We start from the raw sequence: 17,383 nt of genomic DNA on the forward strand, positions 1-17,383 counted from the left end.
AGATGAAAGTGCCAAAAAATGTTTAGAACATTTTCAAAAGCGTGCGCAACAATATAGTGAAGAAAACCCAAGCGAAACATTAACCACTTCTATAGTTTTTGCTTATTGTCCAGTGCAAAAATTAAGTGAGCGTATTCAAGAGAGAAATCGTAAAGCGGACATCGATAATCCTATGGATAAACGGGTAGGATTATTTCCATTTCATCAGTTAGCAACGTTAGTTACGGCAGATAAATTATTTGATGATTCTTCTGAACATGTCCTCTCAAGAAATGAATTGTTTTATATGGTCAATAAACATGCCAATACAGACAAAAATGGTGACTCCTTATTTTTAGAAAGCCCTGTTGATCCTGACGCGCTACAACAAAGTTACAACGAAGAAGTTCAAATAGTAATCACCTCAGATCGTGTGGTCAAACTGCAGATTAACGATGATTCGCTGGAATTATCCTCCGATGATTTACCACGCATAGGCTCTAAAAAAACTATTGAGGAGTATAGTAATCTAGCAAATAAGTTTGGTTTTTTTGAAAATCGAGAACGTGCTTCGCTTAATATTTCAGCAGGCATAGACTTTGATGCAGTTATTAATACTGCAAAAGGAAATCCTGCAACACTGGCTAACGAATTTTTAGAGAAATTGGAAAAAAGTAAAATATCATCTGAACGTGTTTCAACACTATAACGGATCTTGGTTAGGAACAAAAAAAATGCTCAACACACTATATTTTAGAAATAAATATATTTACTCGCCTCTGCTACAATTTATAGGATGTCCATTTTTATTTTCCAGCATTTGATTTAATGCACCATCGTCACGCCATCCATAAGCAACCTTAATAAAAAGTTCCCACTAATGCATACTTTTTTCCATTCAGGCCAGATTTAAATTCTGATAGTTGCTTATATCTTTTATCTGAAAGAATACCACCCAAATCAAAAAAAATTTCTCCCCGTAGCTTTGCTTCATTGATTGCGTACCATAATAGAAAATTATGTGCGTTAAATTTTCTACCTATCTCACCATTCCATCCCAACAAATAGCTACATGATTTACCATGAGTTACAATGATAATCCCTGAAATAGGGATGTCTTTATATTTTGCGATTAAAATATGAATGGTACCACTGCCAATCATTTGTTCATACAGAGCATCTATTAATTCTCTGGCAACCCCAATAATTTTTTTTTGTATTTTAAATTTTTCATACTGATCGAGCAGCCAATCTAAATCAGTACGCTGAGTTGTTTTTTTTAACTCCAAATGTTTCATTGATCTTTTTAATGAATTTCTCCAATTGGCTTTCATATTTTGAAGTATTTTTTCTTCATTCTGTAATAGATCAACTTTGCTCGATTCCCAGCGTGATTTAATGGCGAGTCGAAAACCCATAGAGCAAAGTGAATCATAATATACTGTTTGAAATGGTAATTCTGGTTTAATCAACAACAACTGAGCTTTCCAAAAATTCCATCTAGCACGTATTTTTATTAAAATTGGAATTGCATGATTAACTTGATAGCTATCATCTAAAAATAATGGGCCTCGCTCAAGCCTAATATACCTTAAGAAAAAATATCTTTTTTTGAAGATTTGGAAAAAACCTATAATTGTTTTATTGTAGTAAATTAAATATCGTTCAATTCCCCAACCTATCTTGCTCAAAGCCTCGGCATAATCCCAGGATTGCTCCAAATTTGCGTTTTCAATGGATAACATTAATTTATCCCACTCCTCCTTCGATAAATTATTTTTTTTAAACTGGTAAATAGGGGCATGAGAATTAGAAAAAAATTTCTTGTAACCATTTAAAAATGAATATAAATTCTTATTGCGCTGACTGGCTGACTGGCTGACTGGCTGAGATTTAGTCGCTTTATAAGCTATGTCAATAATAAAGTGGACTATTCTATCAAGAATCATAAAATTTCCTTGTCCTTCCGCTATACCAAAAATATTACAAACCATTATAATTTAGATTTCTCTTTTCAAAAGAGCCTGCAATACTATAATGAAGCCCTCTAAAACATCCTGACGCTTATGTTCTATTATATTATCACTATACCTTTTTTATTAGTTATCTTAAAACTTCTATTAACTAACATACTTGTTCCCCATTTCAAGAAAAGAGAGTTAAAAAAACAGTTAATTCAGAGGTCAGATTGGTCAAGTATAGAAAAAAAGACTGGCATTTTGGAGGCTCTTTACAAAAAAGCGCATACAAAATCCTATTCGATAAGGTATCGATTATTGCATTTGATTCAAGATAAGGAGTTTATTTATGGAGAAATCAATTTTTTGTCGTTTTATACCATTCTTGAACGAGCCACCCCGTCCAATCAGGATATTTTTTATGACTTAGGTTCGGGCTCGGGAAAAGCAGTATTGAGCGCTATATTATTTTTTAATGTTAAAAAATCTATTGGTATTGAGTTGTTACCTCCTCTATATGAGCAATCAAATACACTGCTTAAAAAGGTAACTCAACGATTTCAACAACATGACGATGAGAAAGAATACCTACCTCAAACAGAGCGCATTCAATTTATCAACGACAGTTTTTTACATTACAATTTTGGAGATGCTAATATTATTTACGTGGCAGCCACTTGCCTTACTGATGCTACCTGGAATGAATTAATTTCAAAGATGGCTCGTCTAAAACCAGGAAGCCGAATTATTGTGACCACTCGAATGATACACCACGAACAATTTGAATCCATTTATCAGGGCATAGAATTAATGAGTTGGGGACTATGTCCAGTGAGAATATATAAAATCAAACCCTAAATCGTTTGACTGAATATAACCCATAGGAAGTATAACTGAGAATGAGTACTCCATAAACTAAGCCCATTCCCGGTAGTGAGAAATTACCGCATCGCATAAAAAAGAATAGAACCAAGGTAGGCGTTGCAGCTATAGCTAATAGACGGCATGAGGCTTTAAATTGAAGTTTAAAGCTGAAAAAAATATCAGAGTACAACTGCACCAGTGCGGACAATAGGAGTAACATAACCCCAAAAACTCCAAAATAAAATAAAGTTACGCAGGGAAAGACAAGGATTTGCATCAACGTATTTAATCTGGAAATCCCAGTGGACTGAATCCACTCTGCGCCAGAAAGCAGTCCATTAACCCCTTTGTCAAAAGTACGTGTATAAATTGGGTTGCCAATGTTGTCTTTAGCCAAACCTAAGAATTGTTTATAACTGGGCGGTCTTAAAATCATTTTGTTTTTGGTAATTAAAACCGTGAGTTGAGGGTATGACTGATTCATTTCAGACACCGTTCCTGTCGTGTCTATTATTGAGACCACTTCTCCCCTGTTGTTTTTTATTAAATAGGGCATGGGTTGATTGTAAGTGATTTCACCATTTTGTATGGTCAGTAGAGGAAGCGCTTGGATGGGGAATAGAATTTCCCCCTTAAAAAAATGATTAAATGCTATGATTACTCGTCCAGATAAAGGAATAGCTCCCAAAATAATAAGAAATAAAAGGTATCCTATCCCCAATCCGTGCCAACGCTTCACCACATCAGCATATAAAACAGAAGAATAGAACGAAGCGTAAAGAGCTTTACTATATTGTGATAGAGTAGAAAACCAACGACGTAATCGATCGTACATCAGTACCTCTTGGGAGATATTATCATTAGCTGGGTTTTCCTGCATAACCAACTCAAGATGAGATATTTATTTTCTAATTGGAGTATCAACTTTTTTCTCCAACAGGAACATTTCGAGATCGTAAGTACAGATACAGCGTAGTTTTAGAAATATCCAACTGTTCAGCAATTTTTTTAACAGGGATGGTTCCATTTTTATAAAGAGCTTCAGCAATAGCTGCTTTTTCCATTGCTGATTTTGACATGCCTTTGGGTCTTCCACCTTTTCTTCCTCGAGCTCGAGCTGATTTCAACCCTGCTTGTGTCCGCTCACGGATTAATTCACGTTCAAACTCTGCTAATGATGCAAAAATCCCAAAAACTAATCTACCCTGTGCAGTAGTGGTATCAATAGGGTCATTGAGACTAATCAATCCAACTTTTTTCTCGATTAATTTTGTTGTTAGGTGAATTAAATGGGCAAGATTTCTACCAAGCCTATCTAATTTCCAAATAACTAAAGTATCACCTTCACGAAGGTTTCGCACAATTTCATCAAGAACAGGTCTCGCTGTTTTTGCTCCACTAGCAATTTCCTCATGAATTTGATCACAGCCTGCTTTTTTTAATGCATCAACTTGCATGGACAAAGATTGCTCTTTGGTTGAGACGCGCGCATATCCTATTTTCATACAGTTTAGTCCATTTTACTAACTAAAAAACGATATATTGAACCAAGATTTACTGAACCGCTTTATCTTACCAAAAATAGGCGTACAATGCGATTTTTTTTGATTGAGAAATCAGTCCAGCCAAACCTACGTATTTCTGAACCCCAATATGACCCTAAAAAATCGGCTGCAGTTACTTTCCGAAGCAGAAATTGAAGAACTTTACGCTCGTCCTGATTTTAACGAAGCGGAACGAGAACTTTATTTTACAATGAATCAACAAGAGATGGACGCACTGCGTCAATATTCAGCCACAAAAACACGAGTCGCGTTTATCCTGCAACTGGGTTACTTTAAAGCCAGTCAGCAAATTTTCGCATTTACATTTGATGAAGTTCGTGATGACGTGGATTATATCCTCTCTAAATATTACAAAACCGAGAAATCTGACTTTAAAATAACCAGACAAACCCTGAGCCAACAAAAGAGCGTTATTCTAAATTTATTTGGGTATCAGGACTGGTCATCAGTACAAGTGCCCTTGGTTGAAGCGCACCTTTGTGAACTATTACGCTATTACCCCAAAGGGCATGATACGTTTCGGCAGTTGATGGTTTATTTGGAAAATAAAAAAATACTGCTGCCAACTTATCGCACTATGCAAGATCTATTTACACGAGCGTTTTCCACGGAAAAAGAACGACTTGAAAAATTAATACTCTTAATACCGCAAAAGCAACAAGAAAAATTATCTGATTTGATCAAGCGAGAGGATGGGATCACAAAACTGAACGTTATTCGTGCCGATCAGAAGAATTTCAAATATACGCCCATTAAGGAAGAAGCAGCCAAAGCAGTAGAAATCGCGGAGTTATATAAATTTGCAAAAGAATTTATACCGACGCTGCAATTGTCAAAAAATGCCATTCGTTATTATGCGGATTTGGCAGAACAGTATGCTGCATCCAGATTGCGTCGGTTAAATCAACCGCAGCAATGGTTGCAAGCCCTATGTTTTGTTTACCACCGTTATCAACAAATCATGGATAATTTAATCACAAGTTTTATGTTTCACATCAGAGCCATATTAGCCGATGCTAAAAAATATGCGGATAAAGCACTGGCTGAATACAATTCGGGCTTGGTCGTTGATATACCAAAATTAGCAAAATTTATAAAATGGTTCCCAAATCGCAAGTATGGTCTTAATCATGAAGAGCTAAATCGTGAGGCTTATAAAATTCTTCCGGAAAAACAATTTCCTATTATTGCCGAGTACTTAGGCGGTCGTGTTTTTGATAAAAAAGCAGCCATGAGGGATTATTATTTGGAGATATCCCGACAATTTTCCCTTTATCTACGGCCGGTGTTGATACATGTTCCCTTCACATATTTTAGGGAGAATAGTGACATCATGGATTTTATCAAAATCTTGAAAAATCACTATGGTGTCCGTAAGAAAGGCCCTTCGTCGTTTAAATTACCCAAAGAAATAGAAGACAGAATTTCAAAAACAGCACTACCTTATTTAAAAATAGATGCAGATGATGAGCAGGTTGATCCACATTTGTTTGAATTTTTTGTGTATCAAAAGATGTATCGTCGTTTGGATAAGGGATTGCTCTGTTGTAATGACAGCGTGACATACTGTGATATTGATCATGATTTGGTGAGCGAGGACGTGGTTGATAATGTAGAAAAAATTGCTGATGAATTTGGTTACAAGAAGATACCAATCTATTGTGACAAACGATTAGATGACGTCCTGCAAGAGCTAGATCGCGCATGGACAAGGACAATCGGCAGGATTACTCGCGGTGAAAATTTGGCATTCAAAATTAAAGAAACCAAATCAGGCGAACAAGATTGGAGCTTAAGTTACGATAGCCATGAAAAACTTGATGATAATTTTTTCAGAACCGTACCACAGGTAGAAATTCCAGATATCATGATGCATATGGGGGATCTCACCGATATGTGGGGTGCATTCACTCACATGAAAACACGACGCAATCATAAGACAAAACCCGCTAAAACCGCCGTTAATGCCTGCGTTTTAGCAAATGCATTCGGTATAAGTACTGAGAAAATGGCTGATATGTCCGATATGAGCTTCAATCTTTTACGCTCAACCCAAGAGGATTACATTCGCATTGATACAATGTGCGCTGCGAATGACAGGGCAGGCAACCTTGTGCATGCATTGCCTATTTTCAAATTATGGGACTTGATAGACAACAAAACCCTTGGAGATGCTGATGGACAAAAGCTACCGACTAGTGAAAGCACAATTCAATCTCGGTATTCAACAAAATATCTTGGAAAAGCACCTGGCATTTCTGTATACACATTGATAGCAAATTTTATTGCGGTTAATGCCAAAAATATCGGGTTAAATGAGTATGAGGGGCATTCCCTTTATGATGTGATTAATGGCAATAAAACAGATATCCAAATTGATATGGTGACTGGTGATAATCACTCCCTCAATCAACTCAATTTTGTTATATTGGATTCCATTGATGTTGATTATGTGCCAAGCATAAAGGATATAAAGGAGGCTTGCAGTGACTTGTTTTCTATTAACCCGATTGATAATTACACTGGGATTATTCGTCCAAGGGGCGTTATTAATGTCCCGCTTATTCGAACACATAAACGAGGCATCTTACGGGTTCTGCTGTCTTTACTTATGCAAGAAAACACTCAAAGCACCATCGTTAAGAAAATAAACTCTTCTGCTCGCTATACAGGTCTCAAAAAAGCTTTGTTTGAGTATAACAAGCTCTTAAAGAGCATACACGTGCTTAACTTGATTGATAATATGACTCTTAGAAAAGCCATCAGAACAGCAAGAAATCGCACGGAAGCATATCATCAGTTGCAGGGACTCATTCGAAAAATATATAAAGGGGTTTTCAAAGGGAAGAAAATAGTCAACAATCGCGTCAGTGCTCATGCAGTGAGGCTTGTTGCAAATAATATCATTGCGCATAACAGCGTTATTTTGAATATGATATATGAACAAATGCTTGCCGAAGGTGTTAGCCAAGATATTATCGATAAGTTTGCTCGGATCTCACCTATTGCTTGGGCGCACATTGCTTTTACTGGTAAGTATAATTTTAAAAAGAGCAATGGTGAAATTGACATAAATGCCATGGCTAGTGCGATTGAGAAGCATCTAAAAAAACACTTTTGGAAGGCGGCCTAATTCAGAATTAACACTTTTGGTGGTTATTCCACACGACCCCAATAAGTCCCATCAACAGAAGCACTTTCACCATTGCCCCAAATATAAGGTAGCTCAAACTGTTTGTATGCCTTGATAATGACTTCACTAATTTTATTGAGACGAAGCTCAGTAATGTGGTGATTGAATAACCAAGCAATTTGTTTACGTGAATACTTTTTCAAGCATCGCTCAGCTTGAACTGGGCCTACATTACAACCATATGCGAAACTGGTAGCAATAAACCGCAAATCATAGTCATCAATTTTGGGTTCGTACCCTGATAAGGGCTTTAAATGGCGACTGATACCAAGCCAATTTTCTACGTCAGTAAGTACAGAGACGATATCTGTTAACGGCATTTTGGATGCTACTAAATTTGAAAATTTTTCTTGTTCTTGACTCACTTTCTTACTGATAGCTCGCTTTAATACTGGCTCACCATTGATAATGTTCAAATATTCATTATCGACAAAATTGCGATTCACCTTTTCAGCCGCTTGTTGATGTTCTACCTGTAGTTCTTTTACAAATAGCCAGGGATCGTCAGACTTACCTATCAGCTCAGTATAAGGCTTTAGGTTTTGGTAAAATTCATCCCATGGAATAAATTGTTTATTGGGATCATCGTTCTCATAGCTGTTAAGAGCAAAAGCATCGGCACAGTTAATTTCATCCATGGCAAATCTAAAAACAGCTAGCTCTAATTTCTGTTTATTAACGGTTCGAATTTGATTAGTGCAACGCTTGGTCTTGCCCTCGGTAATGAACTGAAACCACTGGTCATCAAGCCATTCCAAATTGTTAAACTCTTCTGGATTGATTTCAACATATTCTCCATGGCTTCGTTGGTGTGCCAATATGAATTCGACTAACTTTTCTACTAGCACATCTTTAGAAGCTGACTTGATCTCAATCTGCTTGAGTAAGCGAAACATAGTATGTCTTTTTACTTGATAATACTTCAGCATTATAGGTAAATCGTTATCGTCAGCATAAGCCAGATATTGTTCGCAGGCTTCAATTGAAGCATCGATATCATTTGGTAAGCTTTGCTCAATTAGCACTAGTTTTTCTTCAGGTGTTTGGGCAGTTTGTTTGCTTGCGACGAGAACTTGTTTAAGGCTACCAATGAGTTGATCTGTTATTTTTTGGTTGGAGTTTCTGATTTCCTGCAGCGCTTCCGCTGCATCATTTTTTATTTTACGCAGCCAGCGTGCCAGCACAGTAACAATGCTATCAAGCGATTTTGCGTACTGATGGTATAACAACATAGCTGATAAAGCATATCTTTTGGCTTCTTTAATACGGCGCATATCAGCAATATCTAAAGCCATTGCTTCAGCAACATATTGATCTAAACGGTGTTCAGGAATATCAGAAAGATCAATTGGGGTTTCATCTCGCCACTTACGTAACTGATCCAGATAATCAGTAAATTCTCGAATGTTTGCGACAGATGGTTTTTTCATTTCTTGTTTAAGATATTCCCAGCCACTGCTGAACTCATGGACTGGCGAAGTGGATAGCAATAACTGGTCAAAAAATTGCTTAGTCTCATCGGTAAGTTGGTCGCTGACTTTTTGATACAGTACCGAGCTAACTATTGTTCGAGCAGCACGTGCCAATCTGAGCAATGTTGAAAATGCCGGAATTTCAAAATTATTTTTGATAAGCTCTTCGAGCATATCATTGATAATGTCAGCTAAATTTTCTTTAATAGCCGCAGATTTTAAGCCAGCAGACTTCATTATTGACTTGCGTTGCTGCTTGCACTCATTAATAGACAGAAATTTGCGTATAACTGTTTTGTGACGCTTGCGTTGTTTTAGCTGCATGTAATTTTGTAGCTTTGCTTTATCTACTTTGATCTCAATGCAGTTTGCAATATATTCGATAATTGGTTTAGGTATTGTGTTGATTGAAATGTGATACCCTAAACATTGATAACATTTTAGCGAAAGCATAAAACCAAGCCGGCTATGAGGTGATTTCTCACTGGTGCTTTTATTGAGTAGTTCAAGCTCTGCTTTTGATGGCAAAAAATTCTGTTTGAGTTCTTGGTCGTCAGGATTTGGTTTCAATCTAGGATAAGCGGTGTCGTGAATTGCAGTCATTGTGAATTTAAGGTATCTTTTGTGGCGGCCGAAAACAGTAGTTTATGGCCATGTAAAAATCAAGACTTTTGATCCTTATATTTAAAGGGTTACCGACGGACAAATTTAAAGGGGTTTTTGGCCAGGTATGAAAGCAGGAATTTATGCCCGAGTTTCAACGTATGACCAACAGACGTTAGATCTACAAATTGAAGCAATGAAAAAATATGCTCAGGCACGTGATTGGCATATTGAAAGTGAAATTACAGAAATTGGATCAGGAGCAAAAGATAACAGACCTCTGCGTGACAAACTTATTAATCAAGCTAAGCGCAGACAAGTTGATGTTATTATTGTTTGGAAATTAGATCGATGGGGTCGTTCTGTAAATGATCTATTTCGTACCCTTAACGAACTCAATGGATTAGGTGTTGGATTTATCTCTTTGACAGAGGCATTAGATCTTACTACTGCTACCGGAAGAGCAATGGCCGGACTGCTTGCAATCTTTGCAGAATTTGAAAGAGAAATTTTACGTGAGCGAGTCAAAGCAGGTATTGCCCATGCAAGACAAAAAGGGAAAAACCACGGTCGACCTACAACAATAAAACAGCATGAATCTGAAATAAATCATTTATTTGAGTCTGGATTGAGCAAGTCTGAAATTGCTAAAAGACTTGGTATTGGTAGAACATCGGTAAGACGAATTTTATCCGCACAAGTACAGGAATTATAATGTTAATTATTTTTGGCGGACTGCCAGGAACTGGTAAAACAACAATTTCAAAAGAAGTAGCCAAGCGCTTAAAGGCCGTTTACTTAAGAGTGGATACTATTGAACACACTTTAAAAAATTTAGAGGGTTACCCTGATTCATTAGTAATAGGTTCTGAGGGTTATTTAATAAGCTATGCTATTGCGAAAGAAAATTTAGCCTTGGGCTTAGATGTTATTGCTGATTCAGTTAATCCAATTGCCATTACGCGCCATGATTGGCGCCAAGTTGCGAAAGAAGCAAATACCATTTTTGTTGAAATTGAATTAATTTGTTCAGATAAAAAGGAACATCAAGACAGGGTAGAACGGAGAGTAGCAGATATAGATGGTCATAAGTTACCTACATGGAACGATGTTCTAAATAGAGATTATGAGCCTTGGGAGTCAATATCTATGTTGGCCTAGCGCTCCGGAACTTGCGCCCTGATGCAAAAATTTAAAATATCAGATCGGGAAGTCTCCTATAACATCATTATATTTATCTTGTGCATCAGCCAAACTTAATTTTGAATAAATTTCCAGCGAGTCTCTTTTCGCATGTCCAGAGTAAGGTTGAATAAAAGCATCATCAATATTTTTCTTCTTAAGCCAAGTAAACAAAAAATGTCTTAATTTATGAGGTGAGATAGAGCGCTCAATCCCGGCGAGCTTAGTATATCTCATCAGAATTTTTCTAATTCCTCGATCCGTGTAGTGACGACGAAATCCTGACTCAAATAGAAAAAGTCTATTTTCATTTTTATATTGTTTTATATGAAGTGCTAAAGTTTCTTTGAATGCTGGTGAAAAAGGTACAACCCTATCTTTTTTTCCTTTGCCCTGATTGATTTTTATTTGGCAATTCGTTAAATCAACATCGATTAAGTGTATGTTGATTAATTCACTAACCCTTATTCCTGTATAAATCAAAACTTTAACGATGAGCATAGGAACAATATCGTGAGATTCCCAAACTGTTTTATAAAAAAGTCTAATTTCTTCTTCAGTGGGCACATAAGGTAAACGCTTAGGTGTTGTGGTGACTTCGATATTAAGATTTTCTCTTACAAACCGAAATACATCTCGAAGATAATCATAATTAGGGTTCTGTGCCTTAAGCAAATTTGAAACTTTTTGTGCCATTTTCTTAGCTGATATTCGTTCCATTATGCAGCCACCTTATAATGAAGATGGGGTAAGCGCGTTGATAAATCTAACGGGAATAAACCATATGGGTTTACGTGCTCATAAATAAGAGGTGTTAATGCTCTTTTATCTTCCTTTGTTAATTTATTTTTTAGTCCATGTTCTTCTATTATTTGCTGGATCATTAAGGTATTGATATATACCATTGAGAGTTGTACAAGATGTAAAGACAACACTGATAATGTCTGCGCTTTCTCATGGTTAGAAGAAATTTCCCCTGAACGACCATAAAAAATGAATTTGCTGACGCCATTCCAAAGCTCAACTACATTCAATCCTTCTTGAATTTCTTGTCTGATAGATTCATGCATTAAATATGCACAAATGAAGATGGTTTTTAATACTTTACCCAATTGTGATAATGCTAAATAGGTTGGATGTTTCAAATTATTTTGATTAAAGCGTCTGAGAATAGATTCTGGATCGGTATGACCGGCTTTCATTGCAGCAGTATATTTTACAATTTGGCTATATTGTTCTTTAATTAATTGCCAATTAATAGTGTCCGTCAGTACTGCCTGTAGATTTGTATACTTTTGATAATCTCCAAGTTCACATTGTGCCAATTTTTGTTTATTCAAATTGGCAAGCCGTGGCATGAGTGAAAAACCAAGAAGATGTGCAAATGCAAAGCCAACCTCGCTTTGACCGTGTGTATCAACATAGTTTTTTTGCACCGACATTTCAGTACAGTGCCTTAAGACACCTTCTATCATGGCAGAAACTTCTGAGCTTGATACACTTTTTAATTGTGAATGGATGCAACAGGCATTTTTTTCTACATGCCAGTATATCATTACGCCTCTTCCTCCATAGCGATTATGATATTCTGAAATTAAATTTTGGAAATAAGCTGAAAATTGTGTTGAATCACTAGCAACTGCTATTGGCATGCCACCCCATATTTCTTCTAATCTAATCTTAAATAATGAATTTGCCACTTTACTTAGCGCATTTTTTAAATTGTCAGTCGATAGAAAATAATTTTTGATGTGCCGAAGCTGATGCTCATTAACATGGGCATTCCCAGCGCACATGTGTTTTAGCCCAACATTTGTTCCCAAACCAAAGATTGTCAGTAAAATCCTTTCTGAAATTTCATGAGGTTTTAAATAGATCTTTTGGCCATAAGAAATAAAGTCTTGAGTGAATTGATTTTCTAAATCAACTTCTTTAATCATATCAATGAGATTGGTTCCTTCCCATTTTTCCTGCAAATGTTTTTTGATAACTCCAATATTGTTTGATTCTGCCTGAGCTGTAAGTGGAGTTACAATAATACGACCGCCATGTTGAGAGCTAATCTTAACTTTTGTATTTTGAGGGAGACTGTCATTTAAAGCAGTTAATGCGCTGACATGGCGCTGTTTTAATTGTTCAATAAATAGATCACCATCAAGGGGCAAAGAAAGTTCATCAAAATACACTTCTTTATTTTCTTCAAAGTTACTCGGTAAATCTTCATCTGGGTTTCTATGTTTAAATGACGCTTCAATCCATATTTCACGACACCTAATCTTGTCCGCAAGTTTTTTTAAAATATAGACTTCATAACAAATTCGCTTAATTTTACCACTAACTGGATCCACAATGCGTTTTTTCCATTTATCCGGCAAACAATCAATAGGTACATCTTCATCGTCTGGAAAATAAATTTTGTTGCTGTCAAAATATTTTTTTATCAGAGCCAGTGCTTCGAGTATTGGTTGATACTCTAAGTTATTAGAACGAAAAACCACATTTTCTAAAAGCGGTTGAATCATTCGTCGGTAATGACTAGCATAAGAACTTCGAATTTGCTGATGTAGAAGACTTTGGTATTTTGGTCCTTTTCTCTTATATTCATCAATGATGTTTTTTAACTTGTCCTGACCAATAATAGGAAAAATTTTGTCTCTGATTGTGCCATCTGGTTGCTCTAAGCATATTTCGGCTATATTAAATAGAATGGTATCTTTACCGTAGACTTTTTTCACATCATTAATAAGCTTTTTCACTACACGTTTTTCTGATTTATGAATCACATTACGAATAATGCGATTGAACATATCGATTGTTTTATCGATTATCTCTTCTTTTCTTGTATGGCAATACATAAATGAATGAGCGCATCGCTTATTATCGGCCATTTGTTTTAAATCACTAGGATTTAAACGGGTAAAGGCTTCTGAATAATGTACGATTCTTTTTCTTGGAATGGCTTGAATAATGGCTACATCAAAATTAAATCGATTTAAAATGGAGAGCTGCTCCATTAATCTCAATATTGAATCGAGTGATGGATTGTTAATTTCTTTATTTATCCAACCTAAATATGACAAGCCTTCCTTGTACGGCAATAGTAACCCATTTAACTGAGCCTCATCTTCTGTAGACAAGCTACTCTGAAGGTTTTCAAATAGAATGTTCTCAAATGCATTGGTGGCATCAAGAATGATTCGTCTCATTGTTTTTTCTTTAAATAATTCAATACCCCTTTCTTTCAAGTACTGTATAGCTTGATTTTTGATTTCTTCGTCAGCTAAGTGATGAGTGGGCAGTAGTATATCCTTTATCCAGATTTCAAGTTCTTTATAATGTGCTTTTTTAGAGAATGAGGTTTTAAAATATTGCCTAATTAGTGAAATGTAATTGCCGTATGTTCTTGATGATATGTCACTAATAACAGGTGGAATATTAAGTTGACCTGCAACCTGATTGATAAGAAAAACGGGTAGCTTTGTTAGATCGTTGATGAATTGATGACTTTTTTGGTAATACTTAAAAAGTAAAGCAAATGCCAGTTGTTTGCTCGAATGTCTTGTTCTTATGAAGCCAATTTCTTCTTGGGTTAGATCAAATTCATTTATTGCTAAATTGATGACACTCATTTTATCAGTTCCTAGAATAGCCAGAGTCGGAACTCAATGGGCTATTTTTAATTAAAATTTAAGTTGTAATGTACTCAAATCGAATGATAATATCAACCACATAATTTAAATAGGAACTTAAAAATAAAATTGCCTTATGTCGTTTTTGACATATATCACAATAGGATATATAATCAGATTATGAATTGGAAAGTACGAATACCAACAAAAGTTGGCAAAAAAATAAAAAAGCTTCCCATATCAGTACAATCATCTGTTTTGCTTTTAATGAGAGATCTTGAGCAGAATGGTCCAGCTACCGGTGGAGGATGGAAGAATTATGGCAAGTTTAAAGGTGTTGTTGGAGATAAACGCCATTGTCATTTAAGCAAAGGTCGTCCTACATATGTTTGTTGCTGGGAAATTATTGATAAAGAAATTAAGTTAATGGAGGTCTACTATGTCGGCACTCACGAAAAAGCACCATACTAAACAAATAGCTCAAGTTTCTTGGCATGGGAACCTTTATGCTGTTCCTTTAGATGTCATGGAGCAGTATAAAGTTAGTAACGAAGAAGACTACATGTCTATTGAGGATGTTTTTTCTGATTTAACTGAAGAATATGGGGAGCCTGGTGTTTTACTGAGAGGGTTGCGATTCAGAGAAGGATTAAGCCAGAATGAATTCGCAAAAAAAATGAATATGAGTCAAGCGAATCTTTCTGCTATTGAAAATGGAAGAAGATCTATCGGTAAAATACTCGCAAAACGTATTTCTGAAGTTTTTGACGTTGATTATCGGATGTTTTTATAAATGGCTGCGATTCTGGAGCTCTTGGCTATCTAAGGCAACATGCGGACTTCTTATTGAATAGAAGTGCTATAATTACCCACATGAATTTATATTATTGAGTTGAGTCATGACAGGTGCTGCAATAGAAATCTTAATATATAAGCCAGATCCAGATCATCCACTGCCTGAAAATCAAAGAGGAGTGGTTATTAACCCTCGCCTAAAACAACGGTTCGAGCAATTTATTCCAATTGGCATCTATTTAGTAGACTCTGATTTAAAGTATTATTTTTTCGATCAGTGTGATAAATCCCCAAAAATCTATAGTAGTTTGAATGAACTCAAACGAGACTTACCTGTAGAACTAGACAATATATTTGAGAACAATCCAAAATTATTTATTATGGGGCATGCTGGTGGTGGCGAATATGGTATGGGTAATTGCCATGGTCCAAGTGAGCAGTTATATGGTGATAATTTTGATAAATTATTAAACGAATATAAAGCGGTATTGCCTGACAATCATGGTGATGTTTTTGTGACGCTGGAGGGTTGCAATACAGATAGTCAGCTTGGTGCAGCAGCAAATGGTCAGGAAAAAACATTTTTAGAAAGAGTATCAGTGAAACATCCAGAAATCACGTTTGGTGGAACTGGACCATGGAATGCTGAAGATGCACAGACCGGTTTCCGATCCCTTTCGCCAGCATCCCCTATCACATCGATGTCGGGAAATGTTTGGAAGGCTGGAAACAGCGTTATTTTTCATCATGGTAAATGTCAGCTTGCCGTTCGAAAATCTTTATTTGCAACAACGCAAACAGCTAAAGAATTAAAAATTAACACCATAGAGTATGCCTGTGCATTTCTAGGAAAAGATGTCAGCGATGAACTAATAGCAAAGATAGCTTTAAATCGAAATATTCTAACTATTCAAGAGTTAACTAAAATTGAAGGTTTTCCAAAATTACGATTTGAAGGAGAAGATGTTACAAAGTTCGTTGAAAAGGAAAGCCAAATATCAGCTAAAGAGCAAAAAAATTATTTAAAACGTGTTCATCACATCTTAGGTCGGGCGAACCCTATAGAACAGCTGACAGATAGAGATATACTAGAACTTCTCTTAGGTTTAAAAGAACCTTCTGTATTTAAAGATCATGAAGGATTGCTAGAGTCAATTCTAGCTAATAAAGCTTTGTTAAACCTGGCAATAGTAAGTTGTGGAAAAGTTCTTATTGGTGGACCAAGTAATGATAGTGTCATTGATTTATTATTAAAACATGGCGCTGATATTAATCATGCTGATAAAGAAGGTATGACGGCCTTGCACTATGTAGTACAGAATTTTTATAATTATAGAAAAGAACCACTACACCTCATTAAAAAGTTATTAGAGTGCGGAGCTAGTCTTGAAGTGCGAAATAAGAAAGGGCAGACTCCTATCGAGACAGCGCAAGAACATAGTCAAGATGGAAGAGTGACCTCTAGTGATAAGCTTCTAGAGTCGTTGAAATATGGCAATAAACCACCATCTCCATTAGAACTAAAACAATCTGTTAGACAAATATTTCAGATGAGTCAACACAAAGCAGATGAGCTACTTTCATTGCCTATTTCTAAACGTGAATATAGCAAATGTAGTGGAGGCACTCTTTATATTCCCGAAGATGTAGTAGAAAAATTGCATGGAGTTCTGCAATATGTAAGGGGCAATCCTGAGCTATTATCTTTATTTGAGTCAGAGCTTAGTGAGGTTACCAGCGCTCTTAAAAGTGGTGTAGGGACTGGAAAAGTGTTTGATGATGACGATGAGATTACTCCTAAATTTTTTAGTGATGCAGATCAAAGACTAGAACGGATTGTCGGTATACTGCACGAAATGAAGCAAGAAGTGTCCACTTCAAAGATTGTTGAAAATAAAATGCAAGAGTCGAACTCTCAGATGAAAAACTAGTAAAATATCCTTATTACTACACCTTATTTATTGGTAACTTTATTTTGATTCAATTTACTCTTCTAAATATTTAAGATTTTTGCGTCAGGGCGCAAGTTCCGGAGCGCTAGGCCATTTTAAATGATGCAAAACACATCCTGAAATAGACAAAAGAGGCTGTCTTCAGTTGTGGCAAGGACTCTCTTAATTTTCTCAATTTTGTAGTTCAGCTT

General features: G+C 36.0%; 14 protein-coding genes. 8 read left to right on the forward strand and 6 right to left on the reverse strand.

The window, feature by feature from the left end; translation table 11 throughout:
- Positions 1-688 (forward strand): hypothetical protein (locus tag BGO44_RS06090; RefSeq protein WP_286822824.1); only part of this gene is annotated, 688 nt, incomplete at its 5' end.
- 151 nt (positions 689-839) lie between these two features.
- On the opposite strand, the gene BGO44_RS06095 is transcribed toward BGO44_RS06090, so the two are convergent.
- Complete coding sequence (locus BGO44_RS06095) at positions 840-1,928, reverse strand: lipid II:glycine glycyltransferase FemX (protein WP_273199666.1); 1,089 nt, start codon at positions 1,926-1,928, stop codon at positions 840-842.
- A 117-nt stretch (positions 1,929-2,045) separates the two neighbouring features.
- On the opposite strand from BGO44_RS06095, the gene BGO44_RS06100 reads away from it, so the two are divergent.
- Complete coding sequence (locus BGO44_RS06100) at positions 2,046-2,795, forward strand: class I SAM-dependent methyltransferase (protein ID WP_006869889.1); 750 nt, start codon at positions 2,046-2,048, stop codon at positions 2,793-2,795.
- On the opposite strand, the gene BGO44_RS06105 is transcribed toward BGO44_RS06100, so the two are convergent.
- The gene (locus BGO44_RS06105) at positions 2,785-3,681 is read right to left on the reverse strand and encodes a DUF1189 family protein (protein ID WP_006869890.1); all 897 of its coding nucleotides are present in this window, start codon (positions 3,679-3,681) and stop codon (positions 2,785-2,787) included. The two genes, BGO44_RS06100 and BGO44_RS06105, sit on opposite strands and share 11 nt — an antisense overlap.
- A 40-nt stretch (positions 3,682-3,721) precedes the next feature.
- Positions 3,722-4,306, reverse strand: coding sequence for a recombinase family protein (locus tag BGO44_RS06110; protein WP_006869891.1), 585 nt, complete (start codon positions 4,304-4,306; stop codon positions 3,722-3,724).
- Positions 4,307-4,454: 148 nt separating this feature from the next.
- Here BGO44_RS06110 and BGO44_RS06115 point away from each other — a divergent pair, with 148 nt between their 5' ends.
- Positions 4,455-7,499, forward strand: coding sequence for a Tn3 family transposase (locus BGO44_RS06115; RefSeq protein WP_040534459.1), 3,045 nt, complete (start codon positions 4,455-4,457; stop codon positions 7,497-7,499).
- Between the two features lie 23 nt (positions 7,500-7,522).
- Here BGO44_RS06115 and BGO44_RS06120 read toward each other — a convergent pair whose 3' ends face one another.
- A complete protein-coding gene (locus tag BGO44_RS06120) occupies positions 7,523-9,634 on the reverse strand; it encodes a DUF4158 domain-containing protein (protein ID WP_273199674.1) in 2,112 nt (703 codons plus the stop codon).
- Positions 9,635-9,761: 127 nt separating this feature from the next.
- Between BGO44_RS06120 and BGO44_RS06125 the strand changes: the two genes are divergently transcribed.
- On the forward strand, positions 9,762-10,349 hold the full coding sequence (locus BGO44_RS06125) for a recombinase family protein (RefSeq protein WP_273199676.1): 588 nt from the start codon (positions 9,762-9,764) through the stop codon (positions 10,347-10,349).
- Positions 10,349-10,795, forward strand: a complete 447-nt coding sequence (locus tag BGO44_RS06130) for a P-loop nucleotide/nucleoside kinase family protein (RefSeq protein ID WP_273199678.1) — start codon at positions 10,349-10,351, stop codon at positions 10,793-10,795. The genes BGO44_RS06125 and BGO44_RS06130 overlap by 1 nt, the downstream gene beginning before the upstream one ends.
- 39 nt (positions 10,796-10,834) lie before the next feature.
- Here BGO44_RS06130 and BGO44_RS06135 read toward each other — a convergent pair whose 3' ends face one another.
- Both BGO44_RS06135 and BGO44_RS06140 read right to left on the reverse strand, forming a co-directional pair.
- A complete protein-coding gene (locus tag BGO44_RS06135) occupies positions 10,835-11,536 on the reverse strand; it encodes a tyrosine-type recombinase/integrase (RefSeq protein ID WP_273199680.1) in 702 nt (233 codons plus the stop codon).
- Positions 11,536-14,445 carry a Tn3 family transposase gene (locus BGO44_RS06140; protein ID WP_273199682.1) on the reverse strand — a complete coding sequence of 970 codons (2,910 nt, stop codon included), beginning with the start codon at positions 14,443-14,445 and terminating at the stop codon, positions 11,536-11,538. The genes BGO44_RS06135 and BGO44_RS06140 overlap by 1 nt, the downstream gene beginning before the upstream one ends.
- A gap of 180 nt (positions 14,446-14,625) precedes the next feature.
- Here BGO44_RS06140 and BGO44_RS06145 point away from each other — a divergent pair, with 180 nt between their 5' ends.
- The 3 genes from BGO44_RS06145 (at position 14,626) to BGO44_RS06155 (ending at position 17,171) form a co-directional block, all read left to right on the forward strand.
- Positions 14,626-14,916: a hypothetical protein gene (locus BGO44_RS06145; protein WP_273199684.1), complete on the forward strand. Its 291-nt coding sequence runs from the start codon at positions 14,626-14,628 to the stop codon at positions 14,914-14,916.
- Complete coding sequence (locus BGO44_RS06150; protein ID WP_273199685.1) at positions 14,885-15,238, forward strand: helix-turn-helix domain-containing protein; 354 nt, start codon at positions 14,885-14,887, stop codon at positions 15,236-15,238. The genes BGO44_RS06145 and BGO44_RS06150 overlap by 32 nt, the downstream gene beginning before the upstream one ends.
- 106 nt (positions 15,239-15,344) lie before the next feature.
- The gene (locus BGO44_RS06155; RefSeq protein WP_273199688.1) at positions 15,345-17,171 is read left to right on the forward strand and encodes an ankyrin repeat domain-containing protein; all 1,827 of its coding nucleotides are present in this window, start codon (positions 15,345-15,347) and stop codon (positions 17,169-17,171) included.
- Positions 17,172-17,383: the final 212 nt, after the last annotated feature.

It is taken from the genome of Legionella sp. 39-23, assembly GCF_001897665.1.
GTDB classification, from domain to species: domain Bacteria; phylum Pseudomonadota; class Gammaproteobacteria; order Legionellales; family Legionellaceae; genus Legionella; species Legionella steelei.

Coding starts and splice junctions, on each gene's coding strand:
- BGO44_RS06100 (WP_006869889.1), top strand. CDS start 2,046: ATGTTCTATTATATTATCACTATACCTTTTTTATTAGTTATCTTAAAA.
- BGO44_RS06095 (WP_273199666.1), bottom strand. CDS start 1,928: ATGATTCTTGATAGAATAGTCCACTTTATTATTGACATAGCTTATAAA.
- BGO44_RS06155 (WP_273199688.1), top strand. CDS start 15,345: ATGACAGGTGCTGCAATAGAAATCTTAATATATAAGCCAGATCCAGAT.
- BGO44_RS06115 (WP_040534459.1), top strand. CDS start 4,455: ATGACCCTAAAAAATCGGCTGCAGTTACTTTCCGAAGCAGAAATTGAA.
- BGO44_RS06105 (WP_006869890.1), bottom strand. CDS start 3,681: ATGCAGGAAAACCCAGCTAATGATAATATCTCCCAAGAGGTACTGATG.
- BGO44_RS06150 (WP_273199685.1), top strand. CDS start 14,885: ATGTCGGCACTCACGAAAAAGCACCATACTAAACAAATAGCTCAAGTT.
- BGO44_RS06125 (WP_273199676.1), top strand. CDS start 9,762: ATGAAAGCAGGAATTTATGCCCGAGTTTCAACGTATGACCAACAGACG.
- BGO44_RS06130 (WP_273199678.1), top strand. CDS start 10,349: ATGTTAATTATTTTTGGCGGACTGCCAGGAACTGGTAAAACAACAATT.
- BGO44_RS06145 (WP_273199684.1), top strand. CDS start 14,626: ATGAATTGGAAAGTACGAATACCAACAAAAGTTGGCAAAAAAATAAAA.
- BGO44_RS06120 (WP_273199674.1), bottom strand. CDS start 9,634: ATGACTGCAATTCACGACACCGCTTATCCTAGATTGAAACCAAATCCT.
- BGO44_RS06110 (WP_006869891.1), bottom strand. CDS start 4,306: ATGAAAATAGGATATGCGCGCGTCTCAACCAAAGAGCAATCTTTGTCC.
- BGO44_RS06135 (WP_273199680.1), bottom strand. CDS start 11,536: ATGGAACGAATATCAGCTAAGAAAATGGCACAAAAAGTTTCAAATTTG.
- BGO44_RS06140 (WP_273199682.1), bottom strand. CDS start 14,445: ATGAGTGTCATCAATTTAGCAATAAATGAATTTGATCTAACCCAAGAA.